This window comes from Mesorhizobium xinjiangense (genome assembly GCF_009749525.1).
Lineage (GTDB): Bacteria > Pseudomonadota > Alphaproteobacteria > Rhizobiales > Rhizobiaceae > Mangrovimarina > Mangrovimarina xinjiangensis.
The window spans coordinates 14,121-28,933 of sequence record NZ_WOAC01000035.1 but is presented as its reverse complement, the minus strand read 5'-3'; the positions used below and the strand labels follow the sequence as shown (position 1 = coordinate 28,933).

General features: G+C 61.3%; 15 protein-coding genes and 1 pseudogene. 2 read left to right on the top strand and 14 right to left on the bottom strand.

The genetic code is table 11. The annotated features are described in order from the left end of the window. Nucleotide 1: 1 nt before the first annotated feature. Together GM909_RS24270 and GM909_RS24265 are read right to left on the bottom strand one after the other, a co-directional pair. Nucleotides 2–871, bottom strand: coding sequence for a metallophosphoesterase family protein (locus GM909_RS24270; protein WP_198174391.1), 870 nt, complete (start codon nt 869–871; stop codon nt 2–4). Nucleotides 872–882: 11 nt separating this feature from the next. Beyond that, nucleotides 883–2,451, bottom strand: coding sequence for an ABC transporter substrate-binding protein (locus tag GM909_RS24265; RefSeq protein WP_198174390.1), 1,569 nt, complete (start codon nt 2,449–2,451; stop codon nt 883–885). 83 nt (nt 2,452–2,534) lie between these two features. On the opposite strand from GM909_RS24265, the gene GM909_RS24260 reads away from it, so the two are divergent. Further along, nucleotides 2,535–3,317, top strand: a complete 783-nt coding sequence (locus GM909_RS24260; RefSeq protein WP_157020053.1) for a TetR/AcrR family transcriptional regulator — start codon at nt 2,535–2,537, stop codon at nt 3,315–3,317. Between the two features lie 376 nt (nt 3,318–3,693). On the opposite strand, the pseudogene GM909_RS24255 reads toward GM909_RS24260, so the two are convergent. The 5 genes and pseudogenes from GM909_RS24255 to GM909_RS24235 all read right to left on the bottom strand — a co-directional run. Beyond that, nucleotides 3,694–4,019: pseudogene (locus tag GM909_RS24255) on the bottom strand (transposase); the annotation flags it as partial. Nucleotides 4,020–4,310: 291 nt separating this feature from the next. Next, complete coding sequence (locus tag GM909_RS24250) at nt 4,311–5,348, bottom strand: nucleotidyl transferase AbiEii/AbiGii toxin family protein (RefSeq protein ID WP_157020051.1); 1,038 nt, start codon at nt 5,346–5,348, stop codon at nt 4,311–4,313. Continuing rightward, nucleotides 5,317–5,934, bottom strand: a complete 618-nt coding sequence (locus GM909_RS24245; RefSeq protein WP_157020049.1) for a DUF6088 family protein — start codon at nt 5,932–5,934, stop codon at nt 5,317–5,319. The genes GM909_RS24250 and GM909_RS24245 overlap by 32 nt, the downstream gene beginning before the upstream one ends. Before the next feature lie 764 nt (nt 5,935–6,698). Continuing rightward, entirely contained in the window at nt 6,699–7,928 is a 1,230-nt protein-coding gene (locus GM909_RS24240) for a type II toxin-antitoxin system HipA family toxin (protein ID WP_157020094.1), read from the bottom strand. After that, the gene (locus GM909_RS24235) at nt 7,921–8,517 is read right to left on the bottom strand and encodes a helix-turn-helix domain-containing protein (RefSeq protein WP_157020047.1); all 597 of its coding nucleotides are present in this window, start codon (nt 8,515–8,517) and stop codon (nt 7,921–7,923) included. The genes GM909_RS24240 and GM909_RS24235 overlap by 8 nt, the downstream gene beginning before the upstream one ends. A gap of 234 nt (nt 8,518–8,751) precedes the next feature. Between GM909_RS24235 and GM909_RS24230 the strand changes: the two genes are divergently transcribed. Next, entirely contained in the window at nt 8,752–9,129 is a 378-nt protein-coding gene (locus GM909_RS24230) for a hypothetical protein (RefSeq protein ID WP_157020045.1), read from the top strand. A 34-nt stretch (nt 9,130–9,163) separates the two neighbouring features. Here the strand turns inward: GM909_RS24230 and GM909_RS26430 are convergent, their stop codons facing one another. The 7 genes from GM909_RS26430 to GM909_RS24195 form a co-directional block, all read right to left on the bottom strand. Beyond that, nucleotides 9,164–9,643 carry a c-type cytochrome gene (locus GM909_RS26430; RefSeq protein WP_328600481.1) on the bottom strand — a complete coding sequence of 160 codons (480 nt, stop codon included), beginning with the start codon at nt 9,641–9,643 and terminating at the stop codon, nt 9,164–9,166. A 146-nt stretch (nt 9,644–9,789) separates the two neighbouring features. Then, a complete protein-coding gene (locus GM909_RS24220; RefSeq protein WP_198174389.1) occupies nt 9,790–10,584 on the bottom strand; it encodes an adenylate/guanylate cyclase domain-containing protein in 795 nt (264 codons plus the stop codon). A gap of 329 nt (nt 10,585–10,913) precedes the next feature. Beyond that, nucleotides 10,914–11,201, bottom strand: a complete 288-nt coding sequence (locus GM909_RS24215; RefSeq protein WP_157020041.1) for a copper-binding protein — start codon at nt 11,199–11,201, stop codon at nt 10,914–10,916. 23 nt (nt 11,202–11,224) lie between these two features. Next, the gene (locus tag GM909_RS24210; RefSeq protein WP_157020039.1) at nt 11,225–11,716 is read right to left on the bottom strand and encodes a cupredoxin domain-containing protein; all 492 of its coding nucleotides are present in this window, start codon (nt 11,714–11,716) and stop codon (nt 11,225–11,227) included. A 37-nt stretch (nt 11,717–11,753) separates the two neighbouring features. Then, complete coding sequence (locus tag GM909_RS24205; protein WP_157020037.1) at nt 11,754–13,112, bottom strand: multicopper oxidase family protein; 1,359 nt, start codon at nt 13,110–13,112, stop codon at nt 11,754–11,756. A 16-nt stretch (nt 13,113–13,128) separates the two neighbouring features. Beyond that, nucleotides 13,129–14,586, bottom strand: coding sequence for a TolC family protein (locus GM909_RS24200; RefSeq protein WP_157020035.1), 1,458 nt, complete (start codon nt 14,584–14,586; stop codon nt 13,129–13,131). Beyond that, complete coding sequence (locus GM909_RS24195; RefSeq protein WP_157020033.1) at nt 14,583–14,813, bottom strand: hypothetical protein; 231 nt, start codon at nt 14,811–14,813, stop codon at nt 14,583–14,585. Before GM909_RS24195 ends, GM909_RS24200 begins: the two co-directional genes overlap by 4 nt.

Sequence of the window (14,813 nt, the reverse complement as noted above, 5' to 3'; positions counted from 1 at the left end):
GTCAGAACCGTCCCGCCGGCATGTAGGGCGGCATGTCGCGCAGAAAGGCGTACTTCCCTTGCTTGAGGTCGCTGAGGTAAAGCGGTTCTATTCCGGGCACGGCTTCGAACCTCATTTGATAGCCCTCGTCACCAAGCTCGTAGACAAGTATGCCGAGCTCCCGCCGGGTGTTCGGTACGACATGGTCCTGCGCCGTTCCGTCAGCGGAACCTGCGAGAAAAGCCGTCGACGGGGCCCAGATCAGGTCGATTCCCGAATGGGTGAGGATGGTATGACAATGCAGATGGCCGCTCGCCACGAAGCGTACCGGTGCGGCAGCGAAAGTCGACAGCAAGCGCTCCCGCGGGACCGGTGTGACACACGCCGCAGAGGCTGGATCTCCCATTCCCTCGATGAATAGCGGCTTATGCAGGAACACACCGATACCGTCGAAGCCGTCGCCCGTCAGCTGCTCCTCCAGCCAGCTTTGCTGCTCCGTTTCGGCGTCCAGCCCGCTTCCGTACAGTTGGGCGTTCAAGCCGATCAGGCGCCAACGTCCGATCGTTTCGGCCCAGTGGTCCGCTCCGATGGTGCGCCGCCACCGTGCCAGACGTGGCATGTCGATGAGCTGCTTGGCGTCCTGCCCGGGCGGCTCGTCACCCACGTCGTGATTGCCGGCGATCGCCCGCCAGGGTGGAGCAAGGCGCGCAAGTTCGGATCGGGCAAAGGCGAGTTCGTCGTCCTCGTCCGGTCCGTTTATCGCGAGGTCGCCCGTGATCACGACGAGATCGGGACTCAGCGCGTTGACATGACGTACCGTGTTCCACCAGTTCTCGACAAAGAAGCCGTGCTTCCGCGAGAGATGAACATCGGATATCTGGACCACCCTCATCGATCTCTCCATCACGCGTAGGAAAAGACGTCGGGCCTGAGATCCAGATAGTACAACGGATACTGCGTCCAGTTGACACGCCTGTTCCTGCCGACAATTTCATTGACCGAATAGAGTATGGTGACCGGCGCCTCCTCCTCGAGGAGATCGAGCAGTTTCCAGAACAGACGTTGGCGTTCGGCGGGATCGGTCGCTGCCGCAAACTGATCGCAGACCTCGTTGTAGTCGGTCTGCGGAACGAAGAAATTGTTCTTCTGCAGGAACGAGTTCTTGCCCAAATGGACGATCACGCCTCCGCTGAGCGGATCGGGATAGCGGAACGAGGAGGACACCATGCGCACGTCGGCGCCGGGCTCCATCTGCTGCGCTGCGCTCTCGGCGAATTCCACTTTCGTGTTGATGCCCTGTTCCTGCCACTGAGCCTGGATGATCTGCGCCGCGTCGCCGCTGCCCAGGTAGTAGCTCGGCGGTACGCGAAGGACGATCTCGCCGCCCGAATAGCTCGCCGCGGCCAGAAGCTCCTTTGCCCGCGCGGGATCGTAGTGGAAGTACTTACGATCCTTGTCGTAGAGCTCACCGAAGGCCGGAATTTGAAAGTTGTTGGGTCGGTTGTATTTCGGACCCCATATCGCCTTGGCAACGCGGTCGTAATCGATGGCGAAGCTCAGCGCCCGCCGCATTTTCGGGTCTGAAACCGCCGGGCGGTTGTAGTCGTAGAATAGCATGTGGAGGAGGTCCATCGGAACCGTCTCCGCCGCGACGTCATCATACCCCTCGAACTGGGGCACCTGGTCCGGCAGCACGTTGGTGACGATATCGTATTCGCCCGAGATCAGCCCTGCCACACGCGTGGCGACTTCCGGCACCACCGTGATCGCGACCTCGGCTGCCGCCGGTTTGCCCATCCAGTAGTCGTCGTGGCTTGCAAACACGATCTTGGAATCGCGTGCAAATTCTTTGAGCTTGTACGGTCCGGCTCCGACGGGTTTGGCCTTGAACCCTTCCGGACCCAATTCCTTGTAGGCCTTCGCGCCGATAATCCAGGGACCGTATCCCGCCAGCCTGTGCGGCATGACCACGTCCTCCTGGGCGGTGTGGAGGCGAACCGTCAGGTCGTCGACCCTCTCGACGGCGGTGAGATGTCCGAAGAGAATCTTGCCGTCTGGGTAGGGCGATTCAGGGCCGATGCGATCCTGGCCGAGCGTAGCAAGCATATCGTCGGCCGAAAGCTCCGATCCGTCGTGAAGACGCACCCCTTCTCGCAGCTTCACCTCCCAGACGAGAGGAGACACCTGCGTCACGGACGTGGCGAGTTGCGGTTCGATGGCGGTCGTTCCGGGATTCTTCTCCTCGGCGATGAAATCACGGCGCAGCGGGCGGTCGAAGAGGCAGTCGATCGCCCGCAATCCCACGTTTGTCATCGACTCGAGCGGGTCCAGCGAAGGGCCGAGCGCCTGCACGGCGATCCTTAGGATCGGCCGTCCGTCCTGCGCGAAAACGCGCGCGGCGCCCGCTCCGAGGAAAGTGGGAATGGAAAGGGTGGAGGCAAGGACTCCGAGCGTTTGGCGGCGGGTCACCATGGTGGTCACGTCTCCTTTACGATAGCGGCAGTTCGGCTTGAGCAGGCACTCGCTGTATCGTAGGGGCCGGTCGATACACATTGATGACCGTTTCCGAACACTGTTCGGACGTCGGCCGTGTGGCCGAACCCGCAGCGGCCCACAGCATGTTAAACGTATGTGGTATTCGCGATGTAGTGGCTGCCAGTGTTCAAGGTGGCAAGATGCTCAATTCCGCAGGTATGACTGCAGATCACATCATGGCCGTGGCAGAGCGCCTCCTGGCTCGGGCCTCGCACATCGACCAGGTTCCGATCCGTGCGATCGCGCGCGAAGCGAATGTCAGCGTGTCTGCGATCAGCTATCATTTCGGAAGTCGCGATCACCTCGTCGCGGAGGTCGTGAAGCGTGTCTATCGCCGACTGTGCGCCGAACGCCTCAACCTGCTGAAGGCCGCAGTGGACGCCGGCGCGCCAGAACCTCCGGAGCTCGAAGCCGTCATCGCCGCCCTCGTCGGGCCGTCCATCCGCTGGCATTCCGATCCCAACTCCGGCTACATGGTGTTTCGCCATTTTTCCGCCGTGCAGATCAGCAGCCACGGGCTCGAATTCGAAAGCATCGCCGGATTCTCGGCAGAGCACCTCGGCCCATTCATGAAGGCGTTCGGCAGCATTGCTCCATGGTTGTCGGACGGCGAGATCGGCTGGCGGATTCACTGCGCCCTCGGCATCCGTCAAGTCGCTTTCCGGGATTCCGCGAGGTGCAGAATTCTCACGGAAGGTGCATTCGACCCCGCCGATCCGGAAAGCCTGCTTGCAAACATGATCGATGTGATCGCGCCTATGTTCCGCAGGTCGATTTCGGAACTGGTGTCACTTGGCAATTAATATGAGAATCACATGTCAATGATATCAGATAGATAGGCGGGCACTTAATTTGAGAATGGGCAGATAATTTGATAATGTCGCCTGGAGTTTGTCACCTAATGCGAGAATAAGGCTCCCAATATTTACGGCCCGCAAAACTACCTCATCGAGAAGACTGTGGCCTGTGTTGACGGCTGTAAGCCTCCTCGCAGACGCAGTTAATTTGAGAATCCATCGGCCAATATTCTCATAATTAAATGCTCCATTCGAACCAAACCGGCGCATTCTTAGTGTCTTCTCTATTCGGCGTGTTGAGGTCAAGCGCTTTCGAGCTTTCAATGTGTCCGGAGTTTTGGCGTCTTCCGCAGGCCCTCGCTTCTCTTCGGGATCGGCGTTTTGCCTCTCGGCCGGCCCGTTCGCGCGCCGCCATCACCAGTTCATTGTTGATCGTGCGCAGCAGGCCGTCGTCACGCCAGCGGTAGAAATATGCACCGTCGAGAACGGCGGGAAGTCCTTGGGCAGAAGCCGCCACGCACCGCCCGAGGAGGCCATGTACAAAAGCGCGTTCACCACTTCGCGCAGGTCTGTCTTGCGCGGACGCCCGAGGCGCTTCGGCGACGGGATCAGCGGTTCGATCAGCGCCCATTCTTCGTCAGTCAGGTCGCTTGCATAGCGAGGGCAACGCCGCTCATAGTGCGGCCGAGTGGTTTCGGTCCAGGGCATCGTGTTCTCCGTCGAATCTCAGCAATCCGACAGAATCACAACCTGCTGAAATCACTCACTCCTTTTTGGAACGGACACTTACATTTAGCTGCCAAGCGACATCAACGTTTTGGCCCAGTGCTACAACATCCCCAGGCTCGATAGCACCCCTTGTCGTCATTTCTCGAAGGTCGAGCCCCGCAGTGGCAATCATATGCCCCGACATAATTGGCCACGACTGGGGCATATCGATCACCGCCCGTGAATGGTTTCCGCGCATCGTCAGTTGCAAATCCTCGGCAGGTGGCGCGCCTAGATGTTGATGGTTTCCTGAAGCTTCTCGATCGTGGCAAGAATGTCGTCGAAGGTCGGTGGGCTGTCGTCGAACATCATAGGCGCCATTGCGCGATAGTCGGCTCTAAGATCCCTGACCCGCGCCTCGCTGGGCACCAGCCGCAAGGTGCCTGGACGCGCCGCATCGTAGTCTGCCCAGCCCGACCGAAAGAAGATTGCCTTGTGCTTTGCGACCGCTGCCAATAGCTCAAGATCATCAGCCGCCGCCTTGCCCTCGTCGGAGCCGAGCAGCATAGCGAGATCGTAATAGTGGCGCGAGAAATATTGCGGCGTCGCGGACGCGGCAGGACGATTGGCCTCCGCGTGCAAGGCGGTGGCTTTTTCCCAGAATGTTCGTCGTGCCGAGAGTACTGTGACGGCCGTGTCCGGATCCTCGAAGAAGTCAGGAAAATCCTCGGCCGCGTAGGCGTGGATGACCTTCGTCTCAGCGGGCCAGGGATCACCGCGGGCACCGAGTTCGAGCTTCACCCGTGGCGTGATGTACGCCATGCCTTGATATTCGGCCGCTGGAAGCGCGATCGGGTAGTGGAAATTCAATGTCTGCGCATCGGCTTCATCGATCGAAAGCGACCACTCACCGTTTCTCGGTTCGCCGAGCTCCTCGACGATCGCGGCGCGGAGGGCAGGAAGCAACCTGTCGGCGATATGCCTCTCGACATCCCCCACTAGGTCATCGACAAGCCGCCCTGCCTTCTTCCGGCTGATGCCATCTTGCTCCGGATCGCGATCACCTGTGTAGCCGAGATCCGCCCGATCGAAGGACAGGTCTATGTTCTCGGAGAAGCGGCGGATGATGCCGAAGGCTTTGGACAGAGACGTTCCGCCCTTGAAGACCAGGCTGGCGGCCGCGTTTTTCGGAAGACCGAACAATCGCTTCAAGGTCCAGCAGACCCAAAAGTCCTTTTGGATGATCGTGTCGGCGACGCCGCGGCTAGCACCGGTTTCGCCGAACAGCGCTGCTCGATCACCTGCCGGAAGACGAGCAACCTTGTCCATTTGCTGCCTCTGATGCTGTGTTGCCGATCGAGATCAGCGTGGGCCGCATCCAGGTGGGAGCCTGGACCGCATTGGACGCGAGCAGCCTCTTGTCGCTGGCCGACAGCCGACGGGCTGCAACCCGGGCCACATCAGCGGCGCGAACCGGTCCGACATGGCGGAGAGCTTGGACAACGGTCCCGGCGGGACTGCCCGGTGCGATCAAATGCTTAGGTGACGCGTGTCGCAGATCGATCACGCGCTTGCCTAGCACGATCCGGCGTGAGGGCCCGTCCGTCAGGTAGAGGCTCTTAGCAGGAACCTGCGTCGAGAGGCCGAGTGCATTGGCTGCGTGCGCACCGGCGATCTGCGCGCGCGAACCAGTCTCCCGGGCAAGTGCACGCGCAACGTCGTCCGGCGCCGGCGAAAGCGGCCCCAGCTTCGGATGGACCTTCGGATAGTCATAGAGGCCCCGCGCCAAGCGGCGCAGCTTCCCACTCTTGACCAAACGGGAAAGGGCCTGATCGACGGCGGCGCGCCCTGCCACATCCAGAAAGTCACGGGGCGTGAAGACACCGCCACGCCCGCCAGCGCGGACGCGTCGCATGATACGATCGGGAACTGGTGTTGTGGCTGTCGTCATGTGTCAGAAAATAGGCTACCGTTTTCTGACAATCAAGAGCGCAAGCGACACGTCGCCTTCAGCTTGCGCGAGGTGAGGTTCGCCACAAACCAGGGTAAAACTGCTGTCCGGGAGCCGCTCTCAATAATGTCTGTGTTTCGTCGAGAAGATTTCACTACTTCTTTCCGACCATGGAAAGCGCATCTCTAGACAGGCGAGTCGCCGTTCAAACCAACGGCGAAACAGGGGCTCACCCTCTGAGCCATTTGCGCGACAGACGGTATGTCGTCTTGCTTGGCGAACCTGGGGCGGGAAAATCGACGGCACTACGGTACGAAGCAGCCGCCGAAGGCGGAGCGGCTGTGACCTGCCGAGAGGTGATGAACGCGCGCGTTGATACGCTTCCACTTCCCATGCATCCTCCGGACTGTGGATCGGATCGTCGATCACGCTCACCTGCGTCGTTCCGTCCGCCAGGTCCGCCACGAGGCACGCCCCGGTGTTCAGGATGTTCACAACGAACTCCTGCGCGCATTCGGGGCAGGTCACTGTCTGTTCGGCATAGCCCTGCGCGTCGGATTCCTTGTTTGCGAAGACGTCATAGCCCGGGACTTCTTCAATGATTTCGGTGATCGTCGCCCCGCATCGTGGACATACGAACTCAAGCGACGGTTCCCGAGGCTACATGCCCTGTCCTCTCCATTGTTCCGAAGATGGACGGTGGCGCAAGTTCGTGACCGGGTTCTTAGTCATGCCAGTTCCTTGTAGAGTGGCACCGTCGGGGCGTGTGCGTCGATCGCGATCGCGACATCGGCGGCGAGAGGCAGATGCCCCTTCTCGGCCTCCCAAACCTGCCGAAATCGTTGCACGGTCTCGGCGGCAGTGTCGATGACAAGCCTTTCCGGTAGAAGCGCTTTCGCCGCCAGATGCCGTAGCTCATCCGCATCGAATTCGGCCATCTTTTTGGTCCGAGAGAAATTGAGGGCGGCGGTATCCTCACCGTCGATATAAGGGATGGTCGATACCAGGTCGTAGGCCGGCGAAAACGCGGCCGAGCGCCGATCCGGGTAGATCAGCGACCAGTTTTTGAGGTGCATGTCGCCATTGCCGATCAGCGCGCTGAACACGAGGCGGCGAATGAATTCGGCAGCGCCGACATCTCCCGCCTCGGTGCCGATGACGCGCGCGATGTTGGCGTAGCTCGCACGCTTGTACTTGTCGTCCGGGAAGACCCCGAACACCTGCGCAAAATCCTCGGTGTGGACCGGACCGTCGCCGGTTCGATCGAAGCGACTAACAGCAAGCGCCTGCCCCTTTAGCTCTCCTACTCCTGCTGGAATGCCGGCGATCGTATCGAGATCAATCAGGTTGATGGCCGGCACATCCATGCCAATCATGCCTGCAAGCGTCATCATCGAAAACTCGTTCTCCGGAACACCGGTGAACTGCTGGGACGGAAGCTTCACGATCCACGAACCGCCAACGCCCTCTGCAGGAATTGTCAAGCCGCCTCCCTTCCCTGCGTTCTCGAACGCGGAGAACTTGAGCTGCACACCGGCGAGCGAAAAGCGCAGCGCATTGGGCTTGGCTTTCTCCGGCAAATCCTCGTCATCGCTGGGTGGAAGGGCGTCACCGACCGCCGAATGGATCGAGAGTGCTCCGGGCAGGTCGAGCCCCAGTACCCAGAGCAGGAGGAATTCGCGCTGCTGATTGACCCCTGCCCGCTCGGCGAGATAGCGGCGTAGGCCACCCTCCGGCAGCAGATTCGAAAAGAACGGCGGTACAACCCGCTGTGTCGGGCGGATCTTTGTGATCAGGCCTCCCAGGTCGTCCTTGTACGACAGGCTGAGGGTCGGTCGATCCGGGTTCTCGACGTAATCTTCATTGAAGGCAAAGATCGTCCGATCGCCCTGCAAATGGGTCAGAGTGCCGATAGGCTCGTCGTAGAGCCGCACATCAAGAACCGATACGTCAGGCATCGGCATCGGCATCTCCATCGTCCAGCGAATAGGCGGGTCGGGGCTCAGACGGAGCGGCATGTACGATCGAATTGCGCAGTTGCTGCAGGTTCTGGGCAATGTCGCGGACGACGGGAGCTGCCTGCGCGCTTGCCTGATACCGCTCGAGGCGGGCGATCAGCGCGCGCACCAGCTGCATCTCCTGATCGCTTATGTTAAAGCGTCGCAGGAAGCGAAGCGTGTCTTCGATGCGATCGAGATCGGCCGAGCTACCGTAGAGGTGCTTCATCTTCTTGACCAAGCGCTCTGCGCGAGCAAATCGCTTGTCGTTTGGCTGACCGGCGTGGATATGCATGTCTCGTGTCGCCCGGGCCTTAACCAGGCTCAATACGGCAGGTACGAGCTTCTTCGGGACAAGCATGACCTCGAGATCGAGCGCCCGGGTCAAATCGATGAAGCTCGACAGCCCCGGCTCCATCTTGCCGCTCTCAATTTGGGAGATGTGACTCTGCGTCAATCCGGCCCGTTCGCTGAGCGCGCGCTGACTAACGCCGGAGGCCTCGCGGATTTCGCGTGCTTGCGCGATCAGGCTTTCGCTTTGGTAGGCCATGATATAGAATCCAGATTAAAACACTGATTTCGCTCAGGATACTATATCTATCGTCTTACGCGGTCTCCGTCAACACGTTTGATATAGGGTCGTGATGATTTGGCGCTATGCGATATAGAATAGTGTATCGTTCGATCGTAGGTGTCGTCGAATTGCGCAATACTGCCTTATCGACTCAACGCCGAACTGCTGTGGTGCTATGATTGGCGCCGTCAATGGACAGGGAGGATGGCAATGTATGCACATTCCCTGATCTCCGGTGCGCTTCTGGCACTTGCGGCGACCAGCACGAGCGGAGCGGAGCCCGTAATCTTCCACACGTCACGCTTCTCGGACGCGACGACCGTCGATCTAAGTCTCGTCACCCGCCAGTTGTCGGTCGCTGCCGACTACGATTACGACGTCACCATAGGCCTGACGGAATTGGGAGCAGACGGCGCGCAACGCTACCGCGACCGTGGAAGGCACCGGGCGCGTGTGCGCTGCGGCGCGCCGGCGGGCGTATTGGTCGGAGGCACCGATTATGCCGTCCAGCCGTCCGCCCTGCCGTACGATCCGGCGGACTGGAAGCGGAACCTCTGGCGAACCGTATGCGAGGTTCCGACCTCCTGAACCTGCCCCTGCCGATCGGGAGTAGGCGGGACAGTCAGCGTATGCCATTGGCCCGCTGCAACGCACGGACATAGGCGACGATGGCGGCGATCTCGGCGTCTTCGACCTCGGCGACTGGCGGCATGTCGCCAAACCCCCAGTGATGCTGGCGAACGCCCGACCTTGCCGCAAGCAGAAATGCGGCGTCGCTGTGATGGTTCGGTTCGTAGATGATGTGGACCAGCGGCGGGCCAATTCCGTCCCGACCGCCGGCGTCGTCGCCGTGGCAGGCGGCGCAAAAGCCGAGCGCCCCTCCTGCTCCAGCGCCGTCAGTTGAGACATCGTCACGTCGACCATCGGCGCGGCGGACGCCGTCTCCCTCGGTGCCGGCCAGTAACGCCAGGCGACCAGAGCGACGACGAGCAGGGCGATACCGGCAAGAAAAGCGCGCTTCCAGATCATCGGCATTTCCTTTCCGGGCAACTACGATCTTGACGTGCCGTGGTTGACCTGACGGGATGCGGACCGGCGACAATGAGCACCATGTTCATGGCCGGCTTGTCGGGATGTCGATCTTGGCGACGTCGCCTTTGGCGTGTTCGGCGGCGGGCGGCACGTCGGCAGACCCTGCCGATGTGCTCGTTCCGCCGGCCGGAGCACGGCGCGGGAGATATGCTATGTCTATTGGGCTGCGGCGGCCCTGCAGTGAAACCCCTTGCCGGAAAACCCAGTCTCCTTCCGGTTCGCCGGTGCGAGCTGTCTCAACAGGTCCGTGGAGACGACCAGAGAGGCGCCAAGGGTCTTGGCCAGGCCTTCCAGGCGCTGGGCGACATTCACGGCGTCTCCTACGACCGTGAATTCGTCATGAAATCCGCTTTCGAGGACACCACCGACGATCAGCCCGTGATGCAATCCGATGACTGCATCGAACGTAGCGGCTTGGCCGTTCAGGCGCCGATAACGCCATTCATCAAGCACCATGATGAGGCGTAATGCGCACGCCAGGGCCTGAGCCGCGTCTCCATCAGACGGCTTGGGCTGGCAGAAGACGGCCATGACTCCATCCCCGACGAACTTGTCGACCGTACCGCCGTAGTGGAATACGGTGCCCGCCAGTTCACGATATTCGGCAAGCACGGATGCCCGTTGCGCAGCCGGAGCACTTTCCGCGTAGCTGGTGAAATCTCGCAGATCGACGAACATGATCGCCGCCTGCCTTCTCTGCAGATCGAGCGCCGCGCTTCCATTCTCCAGGTCCGACACGACGAATGGCGAGAAGAATCGCGACAGATTGTTGCGGCGCTGCTCAAGCTTCCTGGCCTCCCTCTTGGCCTGATCCTGCTCGGAAACAAGCAGGAACACGGCAAATCCGGTAAAGGCGAAGCTGATCGTCAGCGCCAGATCCACGTCCAGGAATGCAGACAGGTAGGTGCCCGGACGCAGCGTTTCGTGACGCCACTCCATGACCGCGATCATCGCGACCCAGGCGCTTGTGACGAGACCGCTGAAGAGAAGTATATGGCGCCGCCGAAGGTTCAGGTGGACCGAAAGACCGCCTTGGCCAAGGGCAAGATTCAATGTCAGCGTCAAGATCGCGGCAAGGCGTAGCGATATGGAGCGCAGTTTGCGCATCGCTTCCGAATTCAATGTAGAGGATGGTTCGTTGGTCACCGTCGTCCCATTCGATCAGCCCCCCGCCGAGGAGAATGAAAAGATGCCTGACCAGTCTTCCGCGCTGCGCGGCCGGTCGGCCGGCATTGCGCGATGAGCGGCGGGCCAGCCAAAAGGCCGGCCCGCTGCAGCCGTCATTCCTTGATTTTGGTGACCGTCAGGCGGCCATTGACGCGTTCGGCGACGAACTCGATTGCCAGGCCTTCCTTGACCTTCTCGATCATCGCGTCATCGGCGACGACGAACACCATCTTCATGGCCGGCATGTCGAGGTTCTTGAGTTCCTCATGCCTGATCGTGAGCTTCTTCTGCTTGGCGTCGATCTTGGTGACTTCACCCTTGGTGTAATCGGTGGCGAACGCACCAGTTGCAAGGATAAGGATTGCGCCGAACGCAGCGATTGCCTTGATAAGACTTCTCATGGGATTTCACCTTTTTGTGAGCTTCAGTTCGAGACTGTGATCTCGCCTTTCATACCCAGCTCATAGTGGCCCGGGATGAGGCAGGCGAATTGGAAGTCTCCCGCATTGGCGAAGGTCCAGACGATCTCGCCCGTCGCGCCGGAAACGAGACGGATGGCGTTGGCGTCGTCGTGCTCCATCTCCGGAAACTTCGCCATCAGTTCCTTGTGCTCCATGATTTCGTCGTGAACGTCCATGACGAACTCGTGGTCGAGTTCCCCCCTATTGACGAACTTCAGGCGGATCGTCTCGCCGGCCTTCACCTTCAGCGACGCGGGCTTGAACAGCATCTCGCCCTCGTCGTTTTCAAGCATGGTTATGGTCACGGTCCGCTTGGCCATGGCGGCCTCGCCCGGCTCGCCGATGGCCATGGTTTCGGTATCGCCGTGTCCGTGGCCACCGGCATCGTTGCCCGCTGCGTGAGCGGCGCCTGCGAAGAGTGCCATCGAAGCGACGGCCATGATCAGATGTCTCATGTTGTTCCTTTCCTGGTTGCTTTTTGTTGACGGAGATTCAGCCCTTCCGGTGGCTGCCATGCGGGCTCGCCGGGGCTGTCTGCATTGTGTTGCCTGAACTCGCCGGCTCGGGCGTCGCGCCCGTCCATTCATAGGCGACGGTTCCTTCCGGGTGGTCGTACCAGCCGGGGTCGGAGTAGTCGTCGGCCGAGATGCCCTCGCGGACCTTCACGACCGAGAACATGCCTCCCATCTCGATCGCGCCGAACTGGCCCCATCCGGTCATCATCGGAATGGTGTTGTTCGGCAGGGGCATCTCCATCTCGCCCATGTCGGCCATGCCGCGGCTGCCCATGGCCATGTAGTCGGGCTGCAGGCGCTGGATCTTTTTCGCGACCTCCGTCTTGTCGGCGCCGATGAAGGTCGGAACGTCGTGTCCCATGGCGTTCATCGTATGGTGCGACTTGTGGCAGTGGATCGCCCAGTCGCCGGGATATTTCGCGTCGAACTCGTAGGCCCGCATCGCGCCGACCGGTATGTCGATCGAGACCTCCGGCCAGCGCGCCTCGGGACGCACCCACCCCCCGTCGGTGCAGGTGACCTCGAAGTCATAGCCGTGCATGTGGATGGGATGGTTGGTCATGGTGAGATTGCCCACCCTGACCCTGACACGGTCGTCCTTCGACACGACGAGCGGGCTGATGGCCGGAAAGATGCGGCTGTTCCAGCACCACATGTTGAAGTCGGTCATTTCCATGATGCGCGGCACATAGGAGCCCGGTTCGATATCGAAGGCGTTGAGCAGGAAGACGAAATCGCGGTCGACGCGATGCAGTTCCGGGTCCTTCGGGTGAATGACGAAGAAGCCCATCATGCCCATCGCCATCTGCACCATCTCATCGGCGTGCGGGTGGTACATGAACGTGCCGCTCTTCACGAGGTCGAACTCGTAGACGAAGGTCTTGCCGGGCGGAATGCCCGGCTGGGTGAGCCCCGTGACGCCGTCCATACCGCACGGCAGAATCATGCCGTGCCAATGAATGGTGGTATGCTCCGGCAGCCGGTTGGTGACGAAGATGCGCACCCGGTCGCCTTCCACCGCCTCGATGGTCGGTCCCGGCGACTGTCCGTTGTAGCCCCACAGATAGCCCGTCATTCCAGGGGCGAGCTCGCGCTCGACCGGCTCGGCGACAAGGTGGAACTCCTTCACACCATTGTTCATGCGGTGCGGCAGCGTCCAGCCGTTGAGCGTGACGACCGGCTGATAATCGGGGCCGCTCGTCGGAAAGATCGGCGGCTGCAGGTCCGCAGACTCCATGATCGGAGCCTCGGGCAAGCCCATCGCCGAAGTTTTGGTCCAGGCAGCCGCCCCCGCAAGGAAGGCGCCGCCGCCAAGTATTTGTCGTCTGGTAATCATGTCCGGTTCTCCAAACTCAATGTCCGCCGCCACCCTCGGCCGCGGCCATTTCGGTTCCGCCATCGTCCGGCGAAGCGCCTTCGCCGCCGCCGTGAATGGCGGCCCCGAGGTCGACATCGGCCAGCCAGAAGCGCCGCTTGGCGTCGAGCGAAAGCATGATTGAACTGATCTTGGCACGGGTGTCGGCCAGGAGCTCGAACGTATTGGTGATCATGCCGCTATAGGTCAGCACCGACTCCTCCTCGATCGTGGTCCTGAGCGGTACGACATTGTTGCGATAGTGGCGGGCGATGTCCCAGCTCGAGCGGTAGGCGTCGTAGGCGCTGCGCGCCTCGGAGCGAATGTTGATCGCACTTTCGGCCAGAACGTTGGCCGAACGCATGTAGGCCAGTTCCGCCTTTCGCATCCGTGCCTTGCCGCTGTCGAAGATCGGGATCACGAACTCGACCTCCAGGTTTCCGGCCAGACTGGTCTCCTTCGCGCCGTCCTCTTCCTCCTCGCGCTCGACCTCTATGCCGGTCAGCAGTTCGAGATCGGTCACCATCCGGGTCGCTTCGGTGAGACCGTAAGACAGCGCCAACGCCTCGAGGTCGAGCCTGGCGATATCGAGATCGACCCGATTTCTCAGCGCCTCCGCCTCGATCGCGCGTTTCGCGGCGGGGCGCTTGGGCAAGGCAGGCAGGGCGTTCGGCACCTGATAGTCGAGATCGGCACCCCAAAGCCCCATCAGGCGGGTAAGCCGCTCCTTGGCCGTGCGCGCCTCCATGCGCGCTTCTGCCGTCTGACCGGCAAGCTCGGCATAGAAGACATGCTCGCGCGCCTGTCCGGTCTTGGTGAAGGCGCCCGTCTCGCCGAGCTTCTTTGCCAGTTCCGACGCGGCATCGGCAGCCGCCTGCGCCTGGTTGAGGTAGGCCACGCGCTCCCAGGCGGCGGCCGCTTCGATCCAGGCCCGCCTGGTATCAGCGGCGAGCCTGAGCGTTTCTTCGGCGGCACGCAATTGTGCCTGCCGGAAACGGGCGTCGGCAATGGCGACACGGCGCTCACGCGTGGCCAGCGCCAGGATGTTCGACACCACGGCCGCCTCGACCGTCTGCGTAATGCCGCCTATGCCGGTCATTCCAACGGAAACCCGCGGATTGACCAACATCGTCTCCTGCCAGACGTCAGCGGCCGCCAGACCGATGTCGGCATAGGCTGCCTGCAGGCCCTTGTTGTTGAGGAGCGCCACCTGGACCGCCGTGTCGGGACCGACCGTCTTGTTGCGCACAAGCGCCTGGACCTGGCCGGCCAGCGCGCGCGCCTCGTCGCTCGACTGGGCCCAGACCGCCCGCTTTCCCGTCACGCCAGCAGTTCGCTGCGACACCGTCGAGAAGCCGGCAAGCGGGTTCGCCACATCCGGTCCCGCGGTGGCGCAGGCTCCCGTCAGCAGCGGCAGCAAAATCGCGGCCATGGCTTTTCCCGAAAGGCGCCTCATGGCCGTACCTCCCCGTCGGAAGGCGACAATTGCTCATTGAGCCGTCGCCAATCTTCGGGCTCGACAGGCTCACGGTGCGTGTAATCGACGACGACCGGGTGATAATGGGTGTCCCTCGGACCGAGCCTCGGATCGGCCGCATTGAACATGGGTAGCACTGCAGGCGGCGTGGCCGCGCACGCTGCCAGCGACAGCGGCGCAAAAACCGCGAGAAATGACAGTTTCAT

Coding starts and splice junctions, on each gene's coding strand:
- GM909_RS24270 (WP_198174391.1), bottom strand. CDS start 871: ATGAGGGTGGTCCAGATATCCGATGTTCATCTCTCGCGGAAGCACGGC.
- GM909_RS24265 (WP_198174390.1), bottom strand. CDS start 2,451: ATGGTGACCCGCCGCCAAACGCTCGGAGTCCTTGCCTCCACCCTTTCC.
- GM909_RS24260 (WP_157020053.1), top strand. CDS start 2,535: ATGACCGTTTCCGAACACTGTTCGGACGTCGGCCGTGTGGCCGAACCC.
- GM909_RS24250 (WP_157020051.1), bottom strand. CDS start 5,348: ATGGACAAGGTTGCTCGTCTTCCGGCAGGTGATCGAGCAGCGCTGTTC.
- GM909_RS24245 (WP_157020049.1), bottom strand. CDS start 5,934: ATGCGACGCGTCCGCGCTGGCGGGCGTGGCGGTGTCTTCACGCCCCGT.
- GM909_RS24240 (WP_157020094.1), bottom strand. CDS start 7,928: ATGCCTGACGTATCGGTTCTTGATGTGCGGCTCTACGACGAGCCTATC.
- GM909_RS24235 (WP_157020047.1), bottom strand. CDS start 8,517: ATGGCCTACCAAAGCGAAAGCCTGATCGCGCAAGCACGCGAAATCCGC.
- GM909_RS24230 (WP_157020045.1), top strand. CDS start 8,752: ATGTATGCACATTCCCTGATCTCCGGTGCGCTTCTGGCACTTGCGGCG.
- GM909_RS24220 (WP_198174389.1), bottom strand. CDS start 10,584: ATGATCGCGGTCATGGAGTGGCGTCACGAAACGCTGCGTCCGGGCACC.
- GM909_RS24215 (WP_157020041.1), bottom strand. CDS start 11,201: ATGAGAAGTCTTATCAAGGCAATCGCTGCGTTCGGCGCAATCCTTATC.
- GM909_RS24210 (WP_157020039.1), bottom strand. CDS start 11,716: ATGAGACATCTGATCATGGCCGTCGCTTCGATGGCACTCTTCGCAGGC.
- GM909_RS24205 (WP_157020037.1), bottom strand. CDS start 13,112: ATGATTACCAGACGACAAATACTTGGCGGCGGCGCCTTCCTTGCGGGG.
- GM909_RS24200 (WP_157020035.1), bottom strand. CDS start 14,586: ATGAGGCGCCTTTCGGGAAAAGCCATGGCCGCGATTTTGCTGCCGCTG.
- GM909_RS24195 (WP_157020033.1), bottom strand. CDS start 14,813: ATGAAACTGTCATTTCTCGCGGTTTTTGCGCCGCTGTCGCTGGCAGCG.